The organism is Pseudomonas sp. R84 (genome assembly GCF_009834515.1).
In the GTDB taxonomy this organism is placed as follows: domain Bacteria; phylum Pseudomonadota; class Gammaproteobacteria; order Pseudomonadales; family Pseudomonadaceae; genus Aquipseudomonas.
This window is the reverse complement of the sequence record NZ_CP019426.1, coordinates 3,749,533-3,768,709: the sequence shown is the minus strand read 5'-3', so window position 1 is coordinate 3,768,709 and position 19,177 is coordinate 3,749,533. Positions and strand designations below refer to the sequence as shown.

General features: G+C 58.4%; 11 protein-coding genes and 1 pseudogene. 5 read left to right on the top strand and 7 right to left on the bottom strand.

Translation table 11 applies throughout. From position 1 onward, the window contains the following. Nucleotides 1-203: 203 nt before the first annotated feature. The 3 genes from PspR84_RS16585 to PspR84_RS16575 all read left to right on the top strand — a co-directional run bounded on the left by PspR84_RS16585 (nucleotide 204) and on the right by PspR84_RS16575 (nucleotide 3,286). Nucleotides 204-968, top strand: a complete 765-nt coding sequence (locus PspR84_RS16585; protein WP_160058246.1) for an IclR family transcriptional regulator — start codon at nucleotides 204-206, stop codon at nucleotides 966-968. A gap of 39 nt (nucleotides 969-1,007) precedes the next feature. Then, complete coding sequence (locus tag PspR84_RS16580; RefSeq protein ID WP_160058244.1) at nucleotides 1,008-2,222, top strand: amino acid deaminase; 1,215 nt, start codon at nucleotides 1,008-1,010, stop codon at nucleotides 2,220-2,222. 131 nt (nucleotides 2,223-2,353) lie between these two features. Then, on the top strand, nucleotides 2,354-3,286 hold the full coding sequence (locus PspR84_RS16575; RefSeq protein WP_160058242.1) for a sugar kinase: 933 nt from the start codon (nucleotides 2,354-2,356) through the stop codon (nucleotides 3,284-3,286). Between the two features lie 113 nt (nucleotides 3,287-3,399). On the opposite strand, the gene PspR84_RS16570 is transcribed toward PspR84_RS16575, so the two are convergent. After that, nucleotides 3,400-3,675, bottom strand: coding sequence for a peptidylprolyl isomerase (locus tag PspR84_RS16570; protein ID WP_007912322.1), 276 nt, complete (start codon nucleotides 3,673-3,675; stop codon nucleotides 3,400-3,402). Between the two features lie 51 nt (nucleotides 3,676-3,726). Further along, the gene (locus tag PspR84_RS16565) at nucleotides 3,727-6,264 is read right to left on the bottom strand and encodes a PAS domain S-box protein (protein ID WP_160058240.1); all 2,538 of its coding nucleotides are present in this window, start codon (nucleotides 6,262-6,264) and stop codon (nucleotides 3,727-3,729) included. Between the two features lie 113 nt (nucleotides 6,265-6,377). Between PspR84_RS16565 and PspR84_RS16560 the strand changes: the two genes are divergently transcribed. Both PspR84_RS16560 and PspR84_RS16555 read left to right on the top strand, forming a co-directional pair. Continuing rightward, the gene (locus PspR84_RS16560) at nucleotides 6,378-7,487 is read left to right on the top strand and encodes a PilT/PilU family type 4a pilus ATPase (RefSeq protein WP_160058238.1); all 1,110 of its coding nucleotides are present in this window, start codon (nucleotides 6,378-6,380) and stop codon (nucleotides 7,485-7,487) included. 136 nt (nucleotides 7,488-7,623) lie between these two features. Continuing rightward, complete coding sequence (locus tag PspR84_RS16555) at nucleotides 7,624-11,397, top strand: hypothetical protein (RefSeq protein ID WP_160058236.1); 3,774 nt, start codon at nucleotides 7,624-7,626, stop codon at nucleotides 11,395-11,397. A 47-nt stretch (nucleotides 11,398-11,444) separates the two neighbouring features. Here the strand turns inward: PspR84_RS16555 and PspR84_RS16550 are convergent, their stop codons facing one another. From PspR84_RS16550 to PspR84_RS16530, 5 genes and pseudogenes are all read right to left on the bottom strand, one after another. After that, complete coding sequence (locus PspR84_RS16550; RefSeq protein WP_160058234.1) at nucleotides 11,445-13,400, bottom strand: acetoacetate--CoA ligase; 1,956 nt, start codon at nucleotides 13,398-13,400, stop codon at nucleotides 11,445-11,447. A gap of 157 nt (nucleotides 13,401-13,557) precedes the next feature. Further along, nucleotides 13,558-14,331, bottom strand: a complete 774-nt coding sequence (hbdH, locus tag PspR84_RS16545; protein ID WP_160058232.1) for a 3-hydroxybutyrate dehydrogenase — start codon at nucleotides 14,329-14,331, stop codon at nucleotides 13,558-13,560. A gap of 7 nt (nucleotides 14,332-14,338) precedes the next feature. Continuing rightward, on the bottom strand, nucleotides 14,339-15,730 hold the full coding sequence (locus PspR84_RS16540; protein ID WP_160058230.1) for a GntP family permease: 1,392 nt from the start codon (nucleotides 15,728-15,730) through the stop codon (nucleotides 14,339-14,341). Nucleotides 15,731-16,024: 294 nt separating this feature from the next. After that, nucleotides 16,025-17,429, bottom strand: a pseudogene (locus PspR84_RS16535) (sigma 54-interacting transcriptional regulator). A 166-nt stretch (nucleotides 17,430-17,595) separates the two neighbouring features. After that, the gene (locus PspR84_RS16530; RefSeq protein WP_160058228.1) at nucleotides 17,596-19,170 is read right to left on the bottom strand and encodes an ABC transporter ATP-binding protein; all 1,575 of its coding nucleotides are present in this window, start codon (nucleotides 19,168-19,170) and stop codon (nucleotides 17,596-17,598) included. Nucleotides 19,171-19,177: the final 7 nt, after the last annotated feature.

Sequence of the window (19,177 nt, the reverse complement as noted above, 5' to 3'; positions counted from 1 at the left end):
CGCAGCCCCTCACCCTAACCCTCTCCCAAGGGAGAGGGGACTGATCTGTATCGATGCGGATTTTGCGTATGACGCTTACATTTACATCGATACGGTCAGGCTCTTTCTCTCTGGGAGAGGGCGGGGGGTGAGGGCAGCAATCCAACTGACACAACACCAAGGGCCAGTTACCATCCGGCGACTTTGAATGGGAACCCACTGAAATGACCGAAGACACCATCAAACGCCGGGCCCGCGGTCTGGACCGGGCGTTCGATATCCTCGATTTCCTCAAGGAGGTCGGCCAGCCGCTGCGTCCGAACGACATCGCCAACGGCATCGGCAGCCCGAAATCCACGGTCTACGAGCTGGTCGCTTCGCTGCTGGAACGACGGATTCTGGAACCGGTGGGCAAGGACGGTCACGTCTATCTCGGCCGGCAGTTGTACTTTCTCGGTCAGGCGCACCTGCGACATTTCGACCTCAGCCGCGAGGCCGATCACGCCTTGCAGGAGATCGTCAGCCAGACCCATGAAACCGCGCAGATGTGCCTGCTCAACGGGCGCAAATACACGGTGGCATTGATGAAGGAGGGCGAGCGGCATTTCCGCATTTCCTCAGACATCGGCGAAAACGCGCCAATCCCGTGGACGGCTTCCGGACGCCTGCTGCTCGCGCACTTGAGCGATCAACAGATCATTGACCTGATCGACGAAGACGACTTCATCCTGCCCGATGGCGAGCGTTTGCCTCTAGAACGTTTTCTCGCGGAAATCCGTCAGGCCGGCATCGACGGATTCTTCTCCTTCGACAGTGTTGCCGACACCTTTACCCATTGCTTCGCCGCGCCGGTAAAAGATCCGCAAGGCGTGGCCATTTGCACCTTGTGCATCGTCGCCCCTCGGGCCGATGCGAAGAACAATTACAACGACTATCGCCGGGTGCTGATCGAGAGCGCCAACAGCCTCGCCCGGCGCATCAACGAATAACCGCGGCTGCCTGCGGCCGCAAAAGTGAGGAGTTCGACCATGACCACTGCCATCAATACTGCCGGGGACAAGGGCGACGCCGCCATCGGTGCGCACCTGACGCGTGACGTCAGCCTGCCGGCGCTGGTGCTGCATCGCGAAGCGCTGGAGCACAACATCCGCTGGATGCAGAAGTTCGTCAGCGACAGCGGTGCGGAACTCGCGCCCCACGGCAAAACCAGCATGACGCCGGTGCTGTTCAAGCGCCAGCTCGACGCTGGCGCCTGGGGCATCACCCTCGCCAGCGCGACCCAGACCCGCGCCGCTTACGCCCATGGTGTGCGCCGCGTGCTGATGGCCAACCAATTGGTCGGCACGCCGAACATGGCACTGATTGCCGATCTGCTGGCCGATCCGTCGTTCGATTTCTATTGCATGGTCGATCATCCGGACAACGTCGCTGACCTCGGCGCCTACTTCGCTTCGCGTGGGGCGAAGCTGAACGTGATGATCGAATACGGCGTGATCGGCGGGCGTTGCGGTTGCCGCAGCGAGCAGGAAGTCATCGAGCTGGCCAAGGCGATCAACGCGCAACCGGCGCTGGCCCTGACCGGAATCGAAGGCTACGAAGGGGTGATTCACGGCGATCACGCGGTCAGCGGCATTCGTGAATTCGCCGCGTCGCTGGTGCGTCTGGCGGTGCAGTTGCAGAACAGCGGCGCGTTCGCGATCGCCAAGCCGATCATCACCGCCTCGGGTTCGGCGTGGTACGACCTGATTGCCGAATCGTTCGAAGCGCAGAATGCGGCTGGGCGCTTCCTTAGCGTGTTGCGTCCGGGCAGTTACGTAGCGCATGACCACGGTATCTACAAAGAGGCGCAGTGCTGCGTGCTCGACCGTCGCAGCGATTTGCACGAAGGATTGCGCCCTGCGCTGGAAGTCTGGGCGCACGTGCAGTCGTTGCCCGAGCCAGGCTTTGCGGTGATCGCCTTGGGCAAACGCGACGTGGCGTACGATGCCGGGTTGCCTGTGCCGTTGCTGCGCTACAAGGCGGGTGTGGTGCCGGCGCTGGGCGATGACGTCGGTGCGTGCAAGGTCACGGCAGTGATGGATCAGCACGCGTTCATGACGGTGGCGCCGGGCGTTGAATTACGCGTTGGCGACATCATTTCCTTTGGTACGTCGCACCCGTGCCTGACGTTCGACAAGTGGCGCGTGGGGTTGTTGGTGGATGAGCAGTTGTCGGTGATCGAGAGCATGGAAACTTGTTTCTAAAGCTTGAGACCGAGTCGCGGCCATTCGCGAGCAGGCTCGCTCCCACACTTGGAATGCATTCCCCTGTGGGAGCGAGCTTGCTCGCGAAGGCGCCAGTCCAGACACCATCGATCAACTAGAGACAGCACAAGATGAACACCCTTAGCCCCTTGGGCCCGAACACCCCGCGCATCGCCCTGATCGGCGAGTGCATGATCGAACTGCAGCAGCGTGCCGACGGCAGTCTGCAGCAAAGCTTCGGCGGCGACACCCTGAACACCGCGGTGTACCTGTCCCGCGCGATGGGTGACAAGGCCCAGGTCGACTACGTCACCGCATTGGGTGACGACAGCTTCAGCGATGCCATGTGCCAGATCTGGTCCGACGAGGGCATTGGGCTCGATCTGGTACAACGTCTACCGGGTCGCCTGCCGGGCCTGTATTGCATTCAGACCGATGCCAATGGCGAGCGGCGTTTTCTCTATTGGCGCAACGAAGCAGCGGTTCGCGACTGTTTCACCACCCCGGCAGCCGAACCGATTCTGGCGGCTTTGCCGGATTACGATGTGCTGTATTTCAGCGGCATTACCCTCGCTGTGCTCGGCGCATCGGGCCGGGAAAAACTGATCCAGACCCTCATCGAGGCGCGGCAGCGTGATGCGCGCATTGTTTTCGACAACAATTACCGGCCACGCCTGTGGGCCACTGTCGAAGACGCGCGGGCGGCGTATCGCAGCGTATTGCCCTACGTTGATCTGGCGTTATTGACGGTGGATGACGAGCAGGCGCTGTTCGGTTTCACCGATTGCGCGGCGGTGTTTGCCGCTTATGCGCAGTTCGGAACGCCGGAAGTGGTGCTCAAGCGTGGCGGCGAAGCCTGTTTGATTCGCTGTGATGACGAGTCATTCGAGGTGCCGGCGCAGAAGGTCGAAAAAGTGGTGGACACCACGGCGGCGGGGGATTCGTTCAGTGCGGGGTATCTGGCCAGTCGATTGCTGGGCGGGAGTCCGGTGGAGGCTGCCGAGGCGGGGCATCAGTTGGCGAGCCGGGTGATTCAGGTGCCGGGGGCATTGATTCCGAAATAGGTTTTGTGTGGCCGCTTGCTGCGCAATCGATCGCGAGCAGGCTCACTCCTACAATTGAAATGCGTTCCCCTGTAGGAGTGAGCCTGCTCGCGATAGGGTCTTAAAGCCAAACACTAATCCCGATAAAACACCTGCACCAGGTGATACCCGAACTTGCTCTTGATCGGCCCATGCACGGTACGCAACGGCTTTTTGAAAATCACCGCATCTATCGCGCCGACCATCTGCCCCGGCCGCACTTCACCCAGATCGCCGCCGCGCTTGCCGGACGGGCAGGTCGAAAATTTCTTCGCCAGCACATCGAACGCTTCACCCTTGGCGATGCGTTGTTTGAGCTGTTCGGCCTCTTCGGCGGTTTTCACCAGAATGTGGCGGGCTTGGGCTTTCATCGTGCGGTACCTGATAACGGGGTGACGGCGGGGCGCGGATTATGCCTCAAGTCACGGAGTTTGGCTGATCATCGTGCGGATCTTGCTGGCCAGCAGCTCAATGGCAAACGGTTTGGCGACCATGTCCATGCCATCCTCGAGAAACCCCTGACGCTCGGCGGCTTTCTGCGCATAACCGGTCATGAACAGCACCTTGAGACCCGGCCGATGCTGACGGGCGACTTCCGCCAGTTGCCGGCCATTCATGCCGGGCAGGCCGACGTCGGTGACCAGCAGATCCACGCGCAGATCGGACTCCAGCAGGGGCAGGGCGGTCTTGGCATCTTCGGCTTCGTAGGCTTGGTAACCCAACTCCCGGAGCAGATCGAGCACCAGCATGCGCACTGCCGGGTCATCTTCAACGACCATCACGGTTTCGCCAGTCGCCGTCGCCGGCGCTTGTTCAACGGGCACTATTGCCGGCCGTTCCGCCTCGACGCCGTACAAGCGCGGCAAGTACAACCGCACGCAAGTGCCTTGGCCCGGCAGGCTGTCGAGGCTGACGTGGCCACCTGACTGCTGGGCAAAACCATAAATCATCGACAGCCCCAACCCGGTGCCCTGGCCAATCGGCTTGGTGGTGAAGAACGGATCGAAGGCCTTGGAACGCACGGACGGCGTCATGCCGGTGCCGTTGTCGCTGACCGCCAGCATCAGGTAATCGCCGGCCTTGACCGGTTCGAGCGTGGTGATATCGCTGCCGTCGAGATAGACGTTGGCCGTCTCGATCAACAATTCACCGCCATCGGGCATGGCATCGCGGGCATTGATGACCAGATTAAGCAGGGCGTTTTCCAGTTGACTGACGTCGGTGCTGACCGGCCATACATGCTCGGCCAGGCGCAGAGTGAGTTCGATCGGATCGCCTTTGGTCCGACGGATCAGGTCCTCCAGCGAATGCACCAGTTCATTGACGTTCAGGGTTTTGCGATCCAGCGACTGTCGCCGCGAAAACGCTAACAGACGATGGGTCAACGCTGCCGCCCGGTTGGCCGATGACACCGCTGCTTCGGTAAAACGACCGATCTCGTCCGCCCGGCCATTGGCAATGTAGCGCTGCATCAAATCGAGGCTGCCGATGATCCCGGTGAGCATGTTGTTGAAGTCATGGGCGATACCACCGGTGAGCTGACCGACAGCTTCCATTTTTTGCGCGTGGCGCAAGGCATCTTCGGCGCGCTCGCGTTCGAACATCTCGTTCTGCAAACGCTGGTTGGCCTGGGCCAATTGTTCGGTGCGGGCGCTGACCCGTTCTTCGAGGGTTTCGTTGAGATTGCGCAAGGCCTCTTCGGTTTTCTTGCGCTCGGTCTCGTCGATCACAAAGATATAGAAGCCGTTGACGGCGCCGTCCGCCCCGTAGCGTGGCAGGTAATTCATCAGCGCGTGACGACTGCTGCCATCGCGATGCGGGGTATACAGGCTGAACGAACACGGCCTGCCGGCCAGCGCCTCGGCAATGTAAGGCAGACGGAGGAAATAGGCTTCTTCGCCAATGACGTCGCGAATCGTGCGTCCGTAGAGTTCCTGTGGCGTGAGGCCATACCAGTCGAGATAAGCCGCGTTGTTCAGACGGAAGCATTCTTCGCGGTCGACATAACTGATCAGGATCGGCATGGCGTTGATGATCAACTGCAGTTCGGTCTGGCTCTGGCGCAACGCCTGTTCGGTGTGTTTGCGCTCGGTCAGATCCAGCGCTGCCCCGAGGAAACGCATGGGCCGGCCATGGTGATCCTTGTAGCAACGCCCGCGAGCGAACACCCAGCGCACCTCGCCATCGGCTTGCAGCAAGCGATATTCCTCAGCGTATTCGGTGCCGTAGGTGATGCAGTGTTTGATGCTGCGCGCGACCATTGCGCGGTCTTCAGGGTGCACGCCTTGCAGGTAATCGCTGATCGGCAATCGGCCAGACAGGCCGGGATCAACGCCATGCAGTTGGGCGAAATGCGCGTCAGCGATAAAGCGATCTTCGCCGATGTCCCAATCCCAGGTGCCGACGGCATCGGTCGCGGCCAGGGCCAGTTGCAGACGTTCCTCGGTTTCGCGTTGCGCCTTGAGGCTTTCTTCGGAGCGTCGTTGCAGCTCCAGGGCGATGCGCCGGCGCTCGTTGGTTTCGATGGCGGTGACGAGGATGCCGGCGACTTGCGCGGTTTCATCACGGATCGGGCTGTAGGTCAGATCCAGCCAGAAGTCGGACTCTTTGCCGTCCCGTTGCAGGGTGAAACGTCTTTCGCTGTAGGTACGTACCTGGCCTTGTAGGACGGCGCTGTAAATCGGGTCGGTAAAGTCGCGCAGCTCCGGCCAGATCTGGTGTGCAGGCTGTCCGAAAGCGTGCGGATGCTTGTGGCCGGCGAGCAGAGCGAAACCGTTGTTGTAGATCTGCGTGAGCTGTGGCCCCCACAGCAACAGCATCGGCATGGGCGAGTGAATCACGATGTCCACCGCGGTACGCAGACTCTGCGGCCAGTTGCCGGCAGCACCCAGCGGTCCGCGACTCCAGTCGGTGCGGGCGATCAGTGCCTGAGCGTCGTCGGTGTTCGGTACAGCATTCATTACATCAGTCCTGAGCGTGGTTCGGTGAGGCGACGTCTATCATTGTTGCAGTTGATCTGCGCCAGGCGCAGGCCATTTTCTGTTCATTGAATGCTTCGCGGGTGCTTTTTGCCATGGAAATCGATGCACTGTTGTCAATTTTGTCCAATAAAAATGGTTCGGACTTGTTCCTTTCCACGGGTGCTCCGCCCAGTGCGCGTTTCGACGGCGTGCTCACGGCGCTGAGCGAGCGTCCTTTCAAGAACGGTGAGACCGCCGCCATCGCCGCCTCCCTGATGGACGCCGAGCAGCGGCGGGAGTTCGACCGGGATCTGGAAATGAACCTGGCGATTTCGCGAGCGGGCATTGGTCGCTTTCGCGTAAACATCTTCAAGCAGCGCAACGATATATCGATCGTCATTCGTAACGTCAAACTCGACATCCCGCGTTTCGCCGATCTGAAGCTGCCAGCGGTACTGCTCGACACTGTCATGCTCAAGCAAGGGTTGATTCTGTTTGTTGGCGCCACCGACTCGGGGAAATCAACCTCGCTCGCCGCGCTGATCGATCACCGCAACCGCCACAGCAGCGGGCACATCATCACCATCGAGGATCCGATCGAGTACATCCATCGGCACCAGCGTTCGATCATCAATCAACGTGAAGTCGGGGTCGATACGCGCAGCTTTCATGCGGCGTTGAAGAACACTTTGCGCCAGGCGCCGGATGTGGTGCTGATCGGTGAAATCCGTGATCGCGAAACCATGGAACATGCTTTGGCGTTTGCCGATACCGGGCATCTTGTGTTGTCGACGTTGCATGCCACGAATGCCAACAAGGCGTTGGAGCGGATTATCAATATGTTTGCGGAAGAGCGGCGGCCGCAGTTGTTGCAGGTGCTGGGCAATAATCTGAGAGCCTTTATTTCGCAGCGCTTGGTGCGCACTGTCGATGGGCAACGAAGGGCCGCAGTGGAGGTGCTGTTGGGTACGCCAACCATCGCCGATCTGGTTCGGCGCGGTCAGTTCGAGGAACTGAAACCAATAATGGAAAAATCCACCGGTCTGGGTATGCAGACGTTTGACGGAGCCCTGTTCGCATTGGTCGCTGAAGGTGTAATCAGTGCGCAGGAAGCTTTGAAGAATGCAGATTCGGTTAATAACTTGAAGTTGCGGATGAAACTGTCCGGAGAGGAAAGTAGTAGCCGTGGTTCAACGCCAGAAGGCTGGGGATTAATGGACTGATTGATGGTTAATCAAGGATGTCGTTGTATTGTTGGAAACAGTGGCTAATGTTTTTAAGGTGGCTTGGCTGTATCAAAGAAAGTAGAACGTCATCGGGCTGAAAATTTCAGTTGGTTTATTTGATGAGGTTCTGGTTGTGAGTGGGAAAGTTAAAAATAAAATATTCTGGTCTTCGGCTGTTGCTCTTTCTGAATGGAAACACAAGGCTGAAGCCGATGGCATCGAGCGTGAATTGGTTCTAGCCCATCTTGAGAATGCGTTGATCAAATACACAGAGAATCAAAAGATCAATTGGTATGCGCATGAGCTGGAGTTGCAGGCGGGATCGTCGTTGTACGAGATATATAACCCTGGCCGGCTTCTGCTCGATGAGTTGCTGAATACCGGCCCGGTGAGGGGGGCGCTTGCCCGGGAAGAAGCGCGCGAACATGATGGGCTGTTACGCGTTACCTCTGAAGGCAAGATGGAAGTCCGTGCCGTCAGAGGCTGGGTGGATCTAGTGGCGGCGCGGCATTTTGAACACAGCGTTCCCACTCGGTCAGCATTGAAGTTGATTGCGGATATAGCAGGCGTGGCCGGTGGTTACATATGGCCTGATAACGATATAACACTCGATCAATGGTTTCGATTTCATGATATTAGCCTGCCCGAGAACACGTTAAAGGTCAGGGAACTTATCGCCTTGTTCAAGTTTGATCCTCAAGCCTATGAGCCTGGCAGCTACTGGGAACACTTTGAAACCGATAATAAAGAATTAATAGCGTTATCCGAGGAACAGTTTTCGGCCATCCGCAATGCCACTGCCAAGTTGATGCCAAGGAAAAAACTCCTGACGGCTCTACACAATGTGACCGGTCGTGCGGCTGTCACGCATGAAAGCGCGGCCCAACGAATCAGCGAATTTGTCAATTATCCGGTTGCGCTGATTCTTGCAGGCGACTATCTGAAGGAACTCGGCTGGTTCGGTGTGAACACAGGGCAGAAGGTCTCCGATGACATCCTCCGGCAATTGCTGATGACGGCAATATTGCTTGATCTGGATCCGTCCATAGGTCATGGCGTGCGGCGCAATTGCGTCGCCGGGATTGATCTGTATGCGCCAAAAAATGTTGATCGTCATCCCTCGCAGATGCTTGAGGAGGTCACGGCTTCTCTGCGAACCAGAAAATGGGTTGACGTTGGCTTGGAGCCGTTGGCGGCTCACCTGCTATTGGCACGTAATGCACCCGAGTTTCTGGTCCGGGAGATTCCATCGTCGATTACCCTGGGCTCGATTGGCTGGATCAATTTGTGTCGTGCCGTGATGCTGATCGAGACTGTAAAAAACGGCGCGACGCGCGTCATGTCCTATGCGCAGATCATGGCTTACGGCGAACTTGAACCGGTCAGTGACGAGCAGAAGCATAAACGTGATCTAGCCTTGATCGACCCGATTGTCGACTGGGCGCTGATCAATCAGATTGTGACGATCGCTGAGCTCGAACAGACGGAGGAAGCCTGCACTCGACGTGCGATTGATGCATTTGACCAGCACTCGGAACAATTCGCGCAAATCGCCAAGGCATTTTCGACACCGTTACCTGACAGAGCAGAGATTGCCCGTGCGGCGTTGAAAATCGCCGCACCGGGTTGTGACACTTTGGACGAAAAAGCACTTTCCGAGAAAGGTGGGCAGCAGGTCATGTCCATGGTCGACCTGCATCAGTCGGGTGATCTGGTCACCGGCCAATGGGATAGGCGTACAGTGCGCCTGGTGACTAACGGGGTGCCCAAGCCGGCCATCAACTACAATCCGTCCGGTGTCAGCCTATACACGCGCTATCCGAACTTGTTGAAACTGGGCTCCTGTGACGTGGAGATGGATCGTCAACTGGCTGTGCATTTCAATGAACTGAAGAGTGCCATGTTGTCCACCGTGAAGCTGGCTCTGGCGCAGATGCCGGAGGCGGATCTGCAAGTATTCATGAATGCCGATATCCATTTTTTCACGGTACGCGAGTCCGCAGTCTATTCTAAGTCGCGTCGGCTGAGTGGCCCCTTGAAAATCGATCTCGATCAAGAAACACGACAAAGCAGAGACGCGGCGACGGGACGTTTTGGCATTGTGATGTATGCAACTTACGAGAATGCTGTCACCTGCTACGAGCTGTTCACATCGCGCGCAGAGTCTCGAAAAAATGACGCCTTGGCCGCTTTCATCAAGCGCGAGCGAAAACTGCAACAACGTTCGAGAATGAGTGCCAGCGGGGATGCAACGTTCCCACTGAGCATCACCGCGACGCAAAGCCTTCCGCTCGATGTAAAACGCTATACCCATGCGTCTGCTGAAGATTCTTCGATTACCAGCAGTATGGCCATCCTCGATTACTTTGGCAGGCTGAAAGAGCCAGAAACCACTTCGACGCCAAAGCAAGGGTTCTATCAAAAATTCAACGATCCGGATATCGCACGTATTGCCGAGTTTCTGGTAGAAAACCGGCCCTATCTGAACAAAAGGGAATTGAGGGAAATAGTTCGTCTACCCACCCCACTCGAGCTCTCCAAGGAGGAGGGCGAGCGATTGCTGACTTATTTCATCGACTTGTTGGTGCCTTTCAAAAAATGCATCGAGGACATCGCCTCGGGTGAGCACGACAAGATGGTTGATGGGTTTTACGGGTGTTTGATGGATGGTATCGGTCTAGTGGGAACGGTGGCGGGCGCCAGCTCAAAAGTGCTGAGCATTTCTGCCAAGGCTATCTCAACGACATCCAAGGCTGCGCGTTTTACCAAGTTGGCATTTACCTCGGCCGTTTCACTTTTCAATCCGCTTGACGGAGTGCCTTCCGGGATACAGGCAGGCGGCAAACTGGTGCATAAGGGCTTGTTGCGTTTTAACAAAAACAGCCATGAACTCGTTGCCAAGGCCAACAGCCAGTTGCACAGACTCAGTGGTCGCCGTCAATCCTATGATCTGATCAGTGCATCCGATAATGTGCATTTGGGGTTGGGTAACTGGAAGCCACATGGCACCACTGGCAACGTCGTTGCTGTTCTGGCAGCACGCAGTGGCAACAAATGGTATGCCTTGAATCGCCGCGGCAATTTGTGGGGCAACCCGTTGAAAGGCTTCACGTATCAAGCCCCCCTACAGTTACCGTACTCACCCAAGACCCTACCAGTGAGTTACACACGCAATTTCATCGAGAAAAGTCTGCCCCGCGCTCGGGAAAAGATCGACAACGCCATCGATGTGATCAGTCGCCATGAGTTCAAGCGAGATGGCGATCTGCTGATGAAAGCCTTGTTTGGTAACACCTCCCAAGTGGCTACTGATCGACTGGTGAATTATCTACGGTTGATTCGCTTTGATTTCGCTGGCTTCTCGATGAGCAATACCATTCTTGATGCTTTTAAAAATAATGAATCCATCGCCTCGTTCGATGTGAACAGCTACAAGCGTTGGAAGAACGCGAGTTCCAGCGACGCAAAAGATATTGCGTTCGTTGAAATCCATACTCGAAACCTGAACAAGCATTTCGTCAATCTGGGGTTCAACCATGATGTGGTGGCAGATGACCTGATCCATGAACTGTTCCACGGCAGTGCGCAGACCGTGGATGTCGGCTACGCCACCGATACGGAGTACACCAGCACCACTGGACAGCGACTGGATGTGGCGCCGTTGTTGAATCTTGCATCTGGTTCCCTGGCTTTGGCGGGCGCTGTCTCAAGCTACAGTTTTCATGAGGTATCCGAAGCCTTTGAGAATGCCGACACGCTTGCACTGGCGACCTCGTTACTGAGCCAGAGGGCGACGGACAAAGACACCTTCGATCGCAACATGACGATCATTCGCAGCGCACTCGACGCCAGTGGCGGTAAAGCGATTGTTCAGCCGGTCGTCATTACGCTAAACAAGCCCCGCTAACGCAGGCGCTGCCGCCTGCGTTTGTTATCAGAGCGTCAGCGTCGGGCTCAAATGCTCAGCTCCAGCCGATCCCGGAACTGCTCCAACGCTTCGGGATTGGCCAGCGCATCGGTGTTTTTCACCGGCCGGCCGTGCACGACATCGCGCACGGCCAGTTCCACCACCTTGCCGCTGATGGTGCGTGGAATGTCCGTCACCGCCACGATCCTCGCCGGTACATGCCTTGGGGTGGTATTGGCGCGGATCACTTGTCGGATACGCTGCTCGAGCGGGTCATCCAGCACCAATCCTTCACGCAATCTGACAAACAGCACAACCCGCACATCGTCCTGCCACTGCTGGCCGATAGCGACGCTGTCCAGCACTTCAGCGACTTTCTCGACCTGACGATATATTTCTGCCGTGCCAATGCGCACGCCGCCGGGATTGAGCACGGCGTCCGAACGCCCGTGTATCAGCATCCCCCCATGCGGCCGTTGTTCGGCGTAATCACCCTGTGCCCAGACACCGGGAAACAGACTGAAATACGACTGCCGCAGTTTTGTTCCGTCCGGATCATTCCACAGACCGATCGGCATCGCCGGAAAATGCCGGGTGCAGACCAGTTCGCCTTTTCCGCCAACCACCGGCTGACCGGCGTCGTTCCAGACTTCAACCGCCATGCCCAGACTCTTGCCCATGTTCTCACCGCGTCGCACGGCGTTCATCGGGTTGCCATTGACGAAACACGAGACGATATCGGTGCCGCCAGACATCGACGCCAGGCACACATCCGGTTTGACGTCACGATAGACGAAATCGTAGCTCTGCGGCGACAGCGCCGAACCGGTGCACAGCAGCGTCTTCAGGGTGCCCAGATCATGACTTTCGCGGGGTTTGGCACCGCTGCTCTCCAGGGTCGCGAGGAACTTGGGGCTGGTGCCGAACACGCTGATACGTTCATCGTCGATCAAGTCGAGCAAGCGCTGATTGTCCGGGTGGAACGGTGAGCCGTCGTACAGCACCACGGCACTGCCAACCGCGAGCGCCGAGACCAGCCAGTTCCACATCATCCAGCCGCACGTCGTGTAGTAAAACAGTCGATCACCAGGACCAAGATCGCAATGCAGGCCGTGTTCCTTGACGTGTTGCAGCAGTACGCCGCCGGTGCTGTGAATGATGCATTTCGGCACGCCAGTGGTGCCGCTGGAATACAGCACGTACAGCGGATGGTTGAAGGGTACCGCGACAAAGTCCGGTTCGCCGCCGATTTGATAAAAGTCATCCCACAAAGTCACTTCGGCGTGAGTCTTGTAAGCCTCGACATGGGCGTGCGGGTGGGCATAAGGCACGATGATCAACTGCCTTAACGTTGGCAGTTGTTCGAGTATTCCGTTGATCTTGTCGGTCTGGTCGATGGTCTTGCCGGCATAGCGATAAGCGGCGCAGGTGATCAACACCTTCGGCTCGATCTGACCGAAGCGGTCGATTACGCCGTGGGTGCCAAAGTCCGGCGAGGAGCATGACCAGATTGCACCGAGGCTGGTGGTAGCGAGCATCGCCACCAGTGTCTGCCAGGTATTCGGCATGCACGCCGCGACGCGATCGCCGAGGCCAACGCCGGCGGCTTGCAGGCTGGCTTGAAACCCGGCGACGTGTTCGGCGAGTTCGGCCCAGGTCAACTGCTCGCGCTGGCCATTCTCCGCCACGCTTACTACTGCCACGGCATCGTCGCGACGACGCAGCAGGTGTTCAGCGAAGTTCAGCGTGGCGCCTGGAAACCACTCAGCGTCGGGCATTTGTGCGCCTTCGCGCAGTACGGCGTCGGGCTGGGTGTGAAAGCGGATATCGAAGGTATCGACGATTGCCTGCCAGAACTCCGCGCGCTGATCGACGCTCCATTGGTGCAGGGCAGGGTAGTCGTCGAGTTTCAGATGATGACGTTGATTGACCGCGCGGCGGAAGGTGTCCATGCGCGATTGGGCGATACGGTTGGCGTCGGGTTGCCAGAGGATGTCGGACATTGTTTGCCTCTTGTTTTATTCATGCAAAAGGTCGAGCGCACACATGACACCTGTGGGAGCGAGCCTGCTCGCGAAGACGTCCGTGCACTCAACGACTTCTTTGGCTGACCCAGCGCTTTCGCGAGCAGGCTCGCTCCCACAGAGGGGGATGGCCGTGCTATTGGGCCAGCCAGCCACCATCAATATTCCACGCCGCCCCGCGCACTTGGCTGCCAGCCTCGCTGCACAGGAACAGCACAAGTTCGCCCAGATGCTGCGGTGTGACGAACTCCAGCGACGGCTGTTTCTCGGCGAGCAGATCATGCTGCGCCTGCTGCGGATCGACACCCTTGGCCGCTCGGTCATCGATCTGCTTCTGCACCAGCGGCGTCAGCACCCAACCCGGGCAGATCGCGTTGCAAGTGACGTTGCTGGTGGCGGTTTCCAGGCCGACCACTTTGGTCAAACCGATCACACCATGCTTGGCGGCTACGTAGGCCGCTTTGCCGGTCGAACCGACCTGGCCATGCACCGAGGCGATATTGATGATCCGCCCCCAACCTTTGGCGCGCATCCCCGGCAGGCTCAAACGTGTGCTGTGAAACACCGAAGACAGGTTGATCGCGATGATCGAATCCCAGCGCTCGACGGGGAATTCTTCCACTGCCGCCACATGCTGGATGCCCGCGTTGTTGACCAGAATATCGACACCGCCGAACTCACGCTCGGCATACGCAATCATGTCGGCAATTTGCGCCGGGTCACTGACATCGGCCGGATGATGACCGACCTTGCCGCCAAACCGGGCGACCTCGGCGATGACTGTCGATGCATCACCAAAACCGTTGAGAATCAGATTCGCCCCAGCCTTGGCCAGGCTCAGCGCGATACCCAGGCCGATGCCGCTGGTGGAACCGGTTACCAGTGCAGTCTTGCCGGAAAGAGTGGTCATGAATACCTCACACAATGCCAGTGGCGTAGAAAGTGCCGATCACTACGAAAACCGCCAGGGTCTTGATCAGCGTAATACAGAAAATGTCTTTATAGGCTTCGCGGTGGGTCAGGCCAGTGACGGCCAACAGGGTGATGACCGCGCCGTTGTGCGGCAGTGTGTCCATGCCGCCGCTGGCCATCGCGGCGACGCGGTGCAGCACTTCCAGCGGAATGTTTGCGGCGTGGGCAGCGCTGATGAACTGCTCGGACATCGCCGCCAACGCAATGCTCATGCCACCCGATGCGGAGCCGGTGATGCCGGCCAGCAGCGTCACGGTGATAGCTTCGTTGACCAGCGGATTGGGAATCTGCTTGAGCCAGTCCGCCAATACCAGGAAGCCCGGCAGCGACGCGATCACCGCGCCGAAACCGTACTCGGAAGCGGTGTTCATCGCTGCCAGCAAGGCACCGCTGACCGCGCTTTTGCTGCCTTCGGCGAGCTTGCTGCGAATGGCCTGAAAGCCGAACGCGAGCACCATCACAATGCCGACCAGCAACGCCGCCTGCACCGCCCAGATTGCCGTCAGTTTGGCGATCTCGGTGGTGACTGGCGTGGCCATGCCCGGCAGTGCGAGGCTGTGGGTCTTGCCGTACCACTGCGGAATCCATTGGGTGAACAGCAGGTTCATGATGCCCACTGCCAGCAGCGGCGACAGCGCAATCCATGGGTTTGGCAGTTTCAGGTCTTCAGCGGTTTCCGGCTCGTTGCGCAGTTCAGTGCCGTAGCCTTCACCGGCGCGCTGCGCCTTGTTGCGTTGACGCTGGAGAAACAGCATGCCGGCGCAGAACACGAAAATCGTGCCGATCACGCCCAGCCACGGCGCCGCCCACGCGGTGGTATTGAAGAACGTGCTGGGGATGATGTTCTGGATCTGCGGCGTGCCGGGCAGGGCGTCCATGGTGAACGAAAACGCGCCGAGGGCGATGGTCGCCGGGATCAGCCGTTTGGGAATATTGCTCTGGCGAAACATCTCGGCGGCAAACGGATACACCGCAAACACCACGACGAACAACGACACGCCACCGTAAGTGAGCAGGGCGCAGACCAGAACGATTACCAGCATCGCCTGTTTGGTGCCGAGCAAGCGAATGGCGGCAGCAACGATCGAGCGGGAGAACCCCGACAGTTCGATCAACTTGCCGAACACCGCACCGAGCAGGAACACAGGGAAATACAGTTTGATGAAACCGACCATTTTCTCCATGAACACCCCGGTGAACGCAGGGGCAACGGCAGACGGATCGGTGAGCAGGACAGCGCCGAGGGCGGCAATCGGGGCGAAGAGGATAACGCTGTAGCCCCGGTAGGCAGCCAGCATCAGCAGCGTAAGGGCTGCCAAGGCAATGATCACACTCATGGTGTGTCTCTCCAGAATTGTTATTTTTGTGGGTGGAACGGGTGTGGGAGAGGCTTTAGCGAGATCTGTGCCAGTTATCTAACACGTTGAAATATAAAGATATTGTCGTGCGGGTAGGGCAGGCTTCAAAGTTTTTGTCTCACTATAGAGACGGCATTAAGTCGAAAAGATCGCAGCCTTCGGCAGCTCCTACAGTGCGGACCCGATATTCCCCTGTAGGAGCTGCCGAAGGCTGCGATCTTTCGATCTTGACGAAGTTTCTAATTAATGAGATCCGCGTCTCTTTATAGAGACTCAAGCAATCCCCAGCGCCACCATCTTCTTGTACAGCGTCGACCGACCAAGCCCCAGCCGAGCAGATGCTTCCGGTACATTTCCGTTGCATTGCGCGAGGGCAGACTGAATCAACTGCCGATCAAACCGCTCGCGTGCCTGGGCGAATGTTTCCTCTGGCACCACCTCAGCCAGTGGGCCAGAACCACGCTCAACCGGCGTCAGTGTGCCAATCGCCGCACGAATATCCTGCTCGCTCAGCATCAAGTCATCACTGAGCAATGCTGCCCGCTCCAGCACATTACGCAGTTCGCGAATGTTCCCCGGCCAGGCATGTTGCCCGAGCAGTTCCAGTGCATCCCGATGCAACTCATGCTGACTGCGCAGCTTCAAGGATCGCTTCGCTGAGTGCAGGCAGATCATCAAGACGTTCACGTAATGGCGGTACCTGGATTGGCAGCACATTGAGGCGATAGTACAAATCGGCGCGGAATTCACCGCGTTTGATCGCCACTTGCAGATCGGTCGAGGTGGCGGCAATCACGCGCACGTCACTCTGAATGACGTCGTTGGAACCGACCGGTTCGAATTCCTTTTCCTGCAACACGCGCAGCAGTTTGCTTTGCAGGGGCAGCGGCATGTCACCAATCTCATCGAGAAACAGCGTGCCGCCCTGGGCGATCTGCAACTTGCCGGTGCGGCCCTTGCGGTCGGCGCCGGTGAACGCGCCGGGTGCGGTGCCGAAAAACTCCGCTTCCAGCAATGCTTCGGGAATCGCCGCGCTGTTGATGCTGACAAAGGCCTTGTGTGCTCGTGGTGAGGCACTGTGAATCGCTTGGGCCAGCAGCTCTTTGCCGGTGCCGGTTTCGCCGAGCAGCAACACCGGCGACTCGGCGCTGGCACTGCGTCGGGCACGGCGTTTGACTTCGAGGCTGGCGGCGCTGGTGCCGATAAAGTGGGCGAAGTTGTATTTGGTCTGCCGGGCGCGCAGCAGGGAGCGGGTCGAAGCCAGTTCTTCCTGCATGCTCAAATACCGTTTGAGCATCGGCGACAGGGTGCGTAACTCGTCGAACAGGGCAAATCCGATCGCGCCGATCACCGTGCCGACGTCGTCATGGATGGGCAGGCGCATCACCACCAGCGGCTCTTTCGGGGTGTCCTGCATGTCCAGAAGGATAGGGCGCCCGGTGCGCACGACTTCGCGCAACAGACTGCCCGGGATCACACTTTCACAAGGCTTGCCGATGGCACCTTCAGCCGATTCGAGACCGAAACGTCGGGCGTAACGTTCGTTCATCCAGACGATATTCGCATCGCGATCGACGATCACCGTACCTTCGCTGGACTGCTCAATGATCTCGAACAGCGAGCGGATCGCCAGGGAGCGAACCCGTTGGTAGTCCTTGAGGCTTTCGGTGGTGTTCATGGAGGCTGATCCTGATTGTGTATGGCCTGTGCCGGCCCCTTCGCGAGCAGGCTCGCTCCCACAGTAGATTGGGTCTTTCCCAAATTTTGTGTCCGGCGTGAACCTTGTGGGAGCGAGCCTGCTCGCGAAAGCCTCGACCCGGTTTCACGCCGAACACATATGACGCCTACCCCGGATGCGCCGCCGCCAACAGCTCTTTGGTATACGGATGCTGCGGCGCATCAAACACCTCATGACTGGCGCCACGCTCGACCACTTTGCCGTCCTTGATCACGATCATGTCGTGGGCCAGGGCGCGCACCACCGCCAGATCGTGGCTGATGAACAGATAGGTCAAGCCGTGTTTTTCCTGAAGCTGGCGGAGCAAGGCGACCACTTGTTTCTGCACCGTGCGATCGAGTGCCGACGTCGGCTCGTCGAGCAGAATCAGCGCCGGTTTCAGCACCAGTGCCCGCGCGATGGCAATGCGCTGGCGCTGACCACCGGAGAACTCGTGGGGATAGCGATGGCGACTCTCGGGATCGAGACCGACCTCTTTAAGCACACGGATGACTTGCTCGTCGCATTCATCGGCCGTCGACTCGCAGTGCACTTCGAGGCCCTCGCTGATGATTTGCGCCACCGACATGCGCGGGCTGAGGCTGCCGAACGGATCCTGAAATACCACCTGCATCTGTCGACGCCACGGCCGCATCTGTTTCTGATTGAGGCCGTCGAGCGCCTGGCCCTGAAAGCGGATACCGCCCTCGGAGTCGAGCAAACGCAGGATCGCCTGGCCCAATGTCGACTTGCCGGAACCGGATTCGCCGACGATGCCGAGGGTCTTGCCACGCTGGATGCTCAGACTGATGCCGTCCACCGCCCGCAGGTATTGCTTGCGCTGGAACAGCCCGCCACCGACGACAAACTCAACCTTAAGATCCTCGACCTCAAGCACGTTTTCGCGCTCATCCCGGGGCAGGGCTTCGCCTTCGGGTTCGGCGTTGAGCAGCACGCAGCTGTAAGGATGCTTCGGTTCGGTAAACAGGGTTTCGCAGGGCGCCTGTTCGACGATTTCCCCGGCTTTCATCACGCACACGCGCTGGGCAATACTGCGCACCAGATTGAGGTCGTGGCTGATCAGCAGCAGCGACATGCCCAAGCGTTGTTGCAGGGATTTGAGCAGCAGCAGGATCTTGCGCTGCACCGTCACGTCGAGCGCCGTGGTCGGTTCGTCGGCGATCAACAGCTCCGGTTCGCAGGCCAGCGCCATGGCGATCATCACCCGTTGCCGTTGTCCGCCAGAGAGTTGATGTGGATAGGCCTTGAGGCGTTCCTTGGGTTTCTGGATGCCCACCAGACCGAGCAGTTCGAGGATCCGTGCCTGCGCCGCTTTGCCGCCGAGGCCACGGTGCAGCAGCAGCGTTTCGCCAATCTGTTTTTCGATGGTGTGCAGCGGATTCAGCGAGGTCATCGGCTCCTGGAAGATCATCGCGATGCGGTTGCCGCGCAACTCGCGCAAGACCTTGGGATCGGCGCCGATCAGTTCCTGCTCGCGATAGCGAATGCTGCCAGTGGTTTGTGCTTCGCTTTCAGGCAGCAATTGCAGAATCGAATGGGCAGTCACTGATTTGCCTGAGCCCGACTCGCCGACCAGCGCCAGACACTCACCGGGGCGAATGTCCAGGCACAGCTCGCGCACCACGGTCTGGCCGTGGAAGGCGACGTTGAGATTACGGATTTCAATCAGGTTGTCAGTCATGGTCACG

What these genes read in the sequence shown, in the direction of transcription:
- PspR84_RS16565 (WP_160058240.1), bottom strand. Translation starts at nt 6,264, where the DNA reads ATGAATGCTGTACCGAACACCGACGACGCTCAGGCACTGATCGCCCGC.
- PspR84_RS16540 (WP_160058230.1), bottom strand. Translation starts at nt 15,730, where the DNA reads ATGAGTGTGATCATTGCCTTGGCAGCCCTTACGCTGCTGATGCTGGCT.
- PspR84_RS16550 (WP_160058234.1), bottom strand. Translation starts at nt 13,400, where the DNA reads ATGTCCGACATCCTCTGGCAACCCGACGCCAACCGTATCGCCCAATCG.
- PspR84_RS16585 (WP_160058246.1), top strand. Translation starts at nt 204, where the DNA reads ATGACCGAAGACACCATCAAACGCCGGGCCCGCGGTCTGGACCGGGCG.
- PspR84_RS16530 (WP_160058228.1), bottom strand. Translation starts at nt 19,170, where the DNA reads ATGACTGACAACCTGATTGAAATCCGTAATCTCAACGTCGCCTTCCAC.
- PspR84_RS16575 (WP_160058242.1), top strand. Translation starts at nt 2,354, where the DNA reads ATGAACACCCTTAGCCCCTTGGGCCCGAACACCCCGCGCATCGCCCTG.
- PspR84_RS16580 (WP_160058244.1), top strand. Translation starts at nt 1,008, where the DNA reads ATGACCACTGCCATCAATACTGCCGGGGACAAGGGCGACGCCGCCATC.
- PspR84_RS16560 (WP_160058238.1), top strand. Translation starts at nt 6,378, where the DNA reads ATGGAAATCGATGCACTGTTGTCAATTTTGTCCAATAAAAATGGTTCG.
- PspR84_RS16570 (WP_007912322.1), bottom strand. Translation starts at nt 3,675, where the DNA reads ATGAAAGCCCAAGCCCGCCACATTCTGGTGAAAACCGCCGAAGAGGCC.
- hbdH (WP_160058232.1), bottom strand. Translation starts at nt 14,331, where the DNA reads ATGACCACTCTTTCCGGCAAGACTGCACTGGTAACCGGTTCCACCAGC.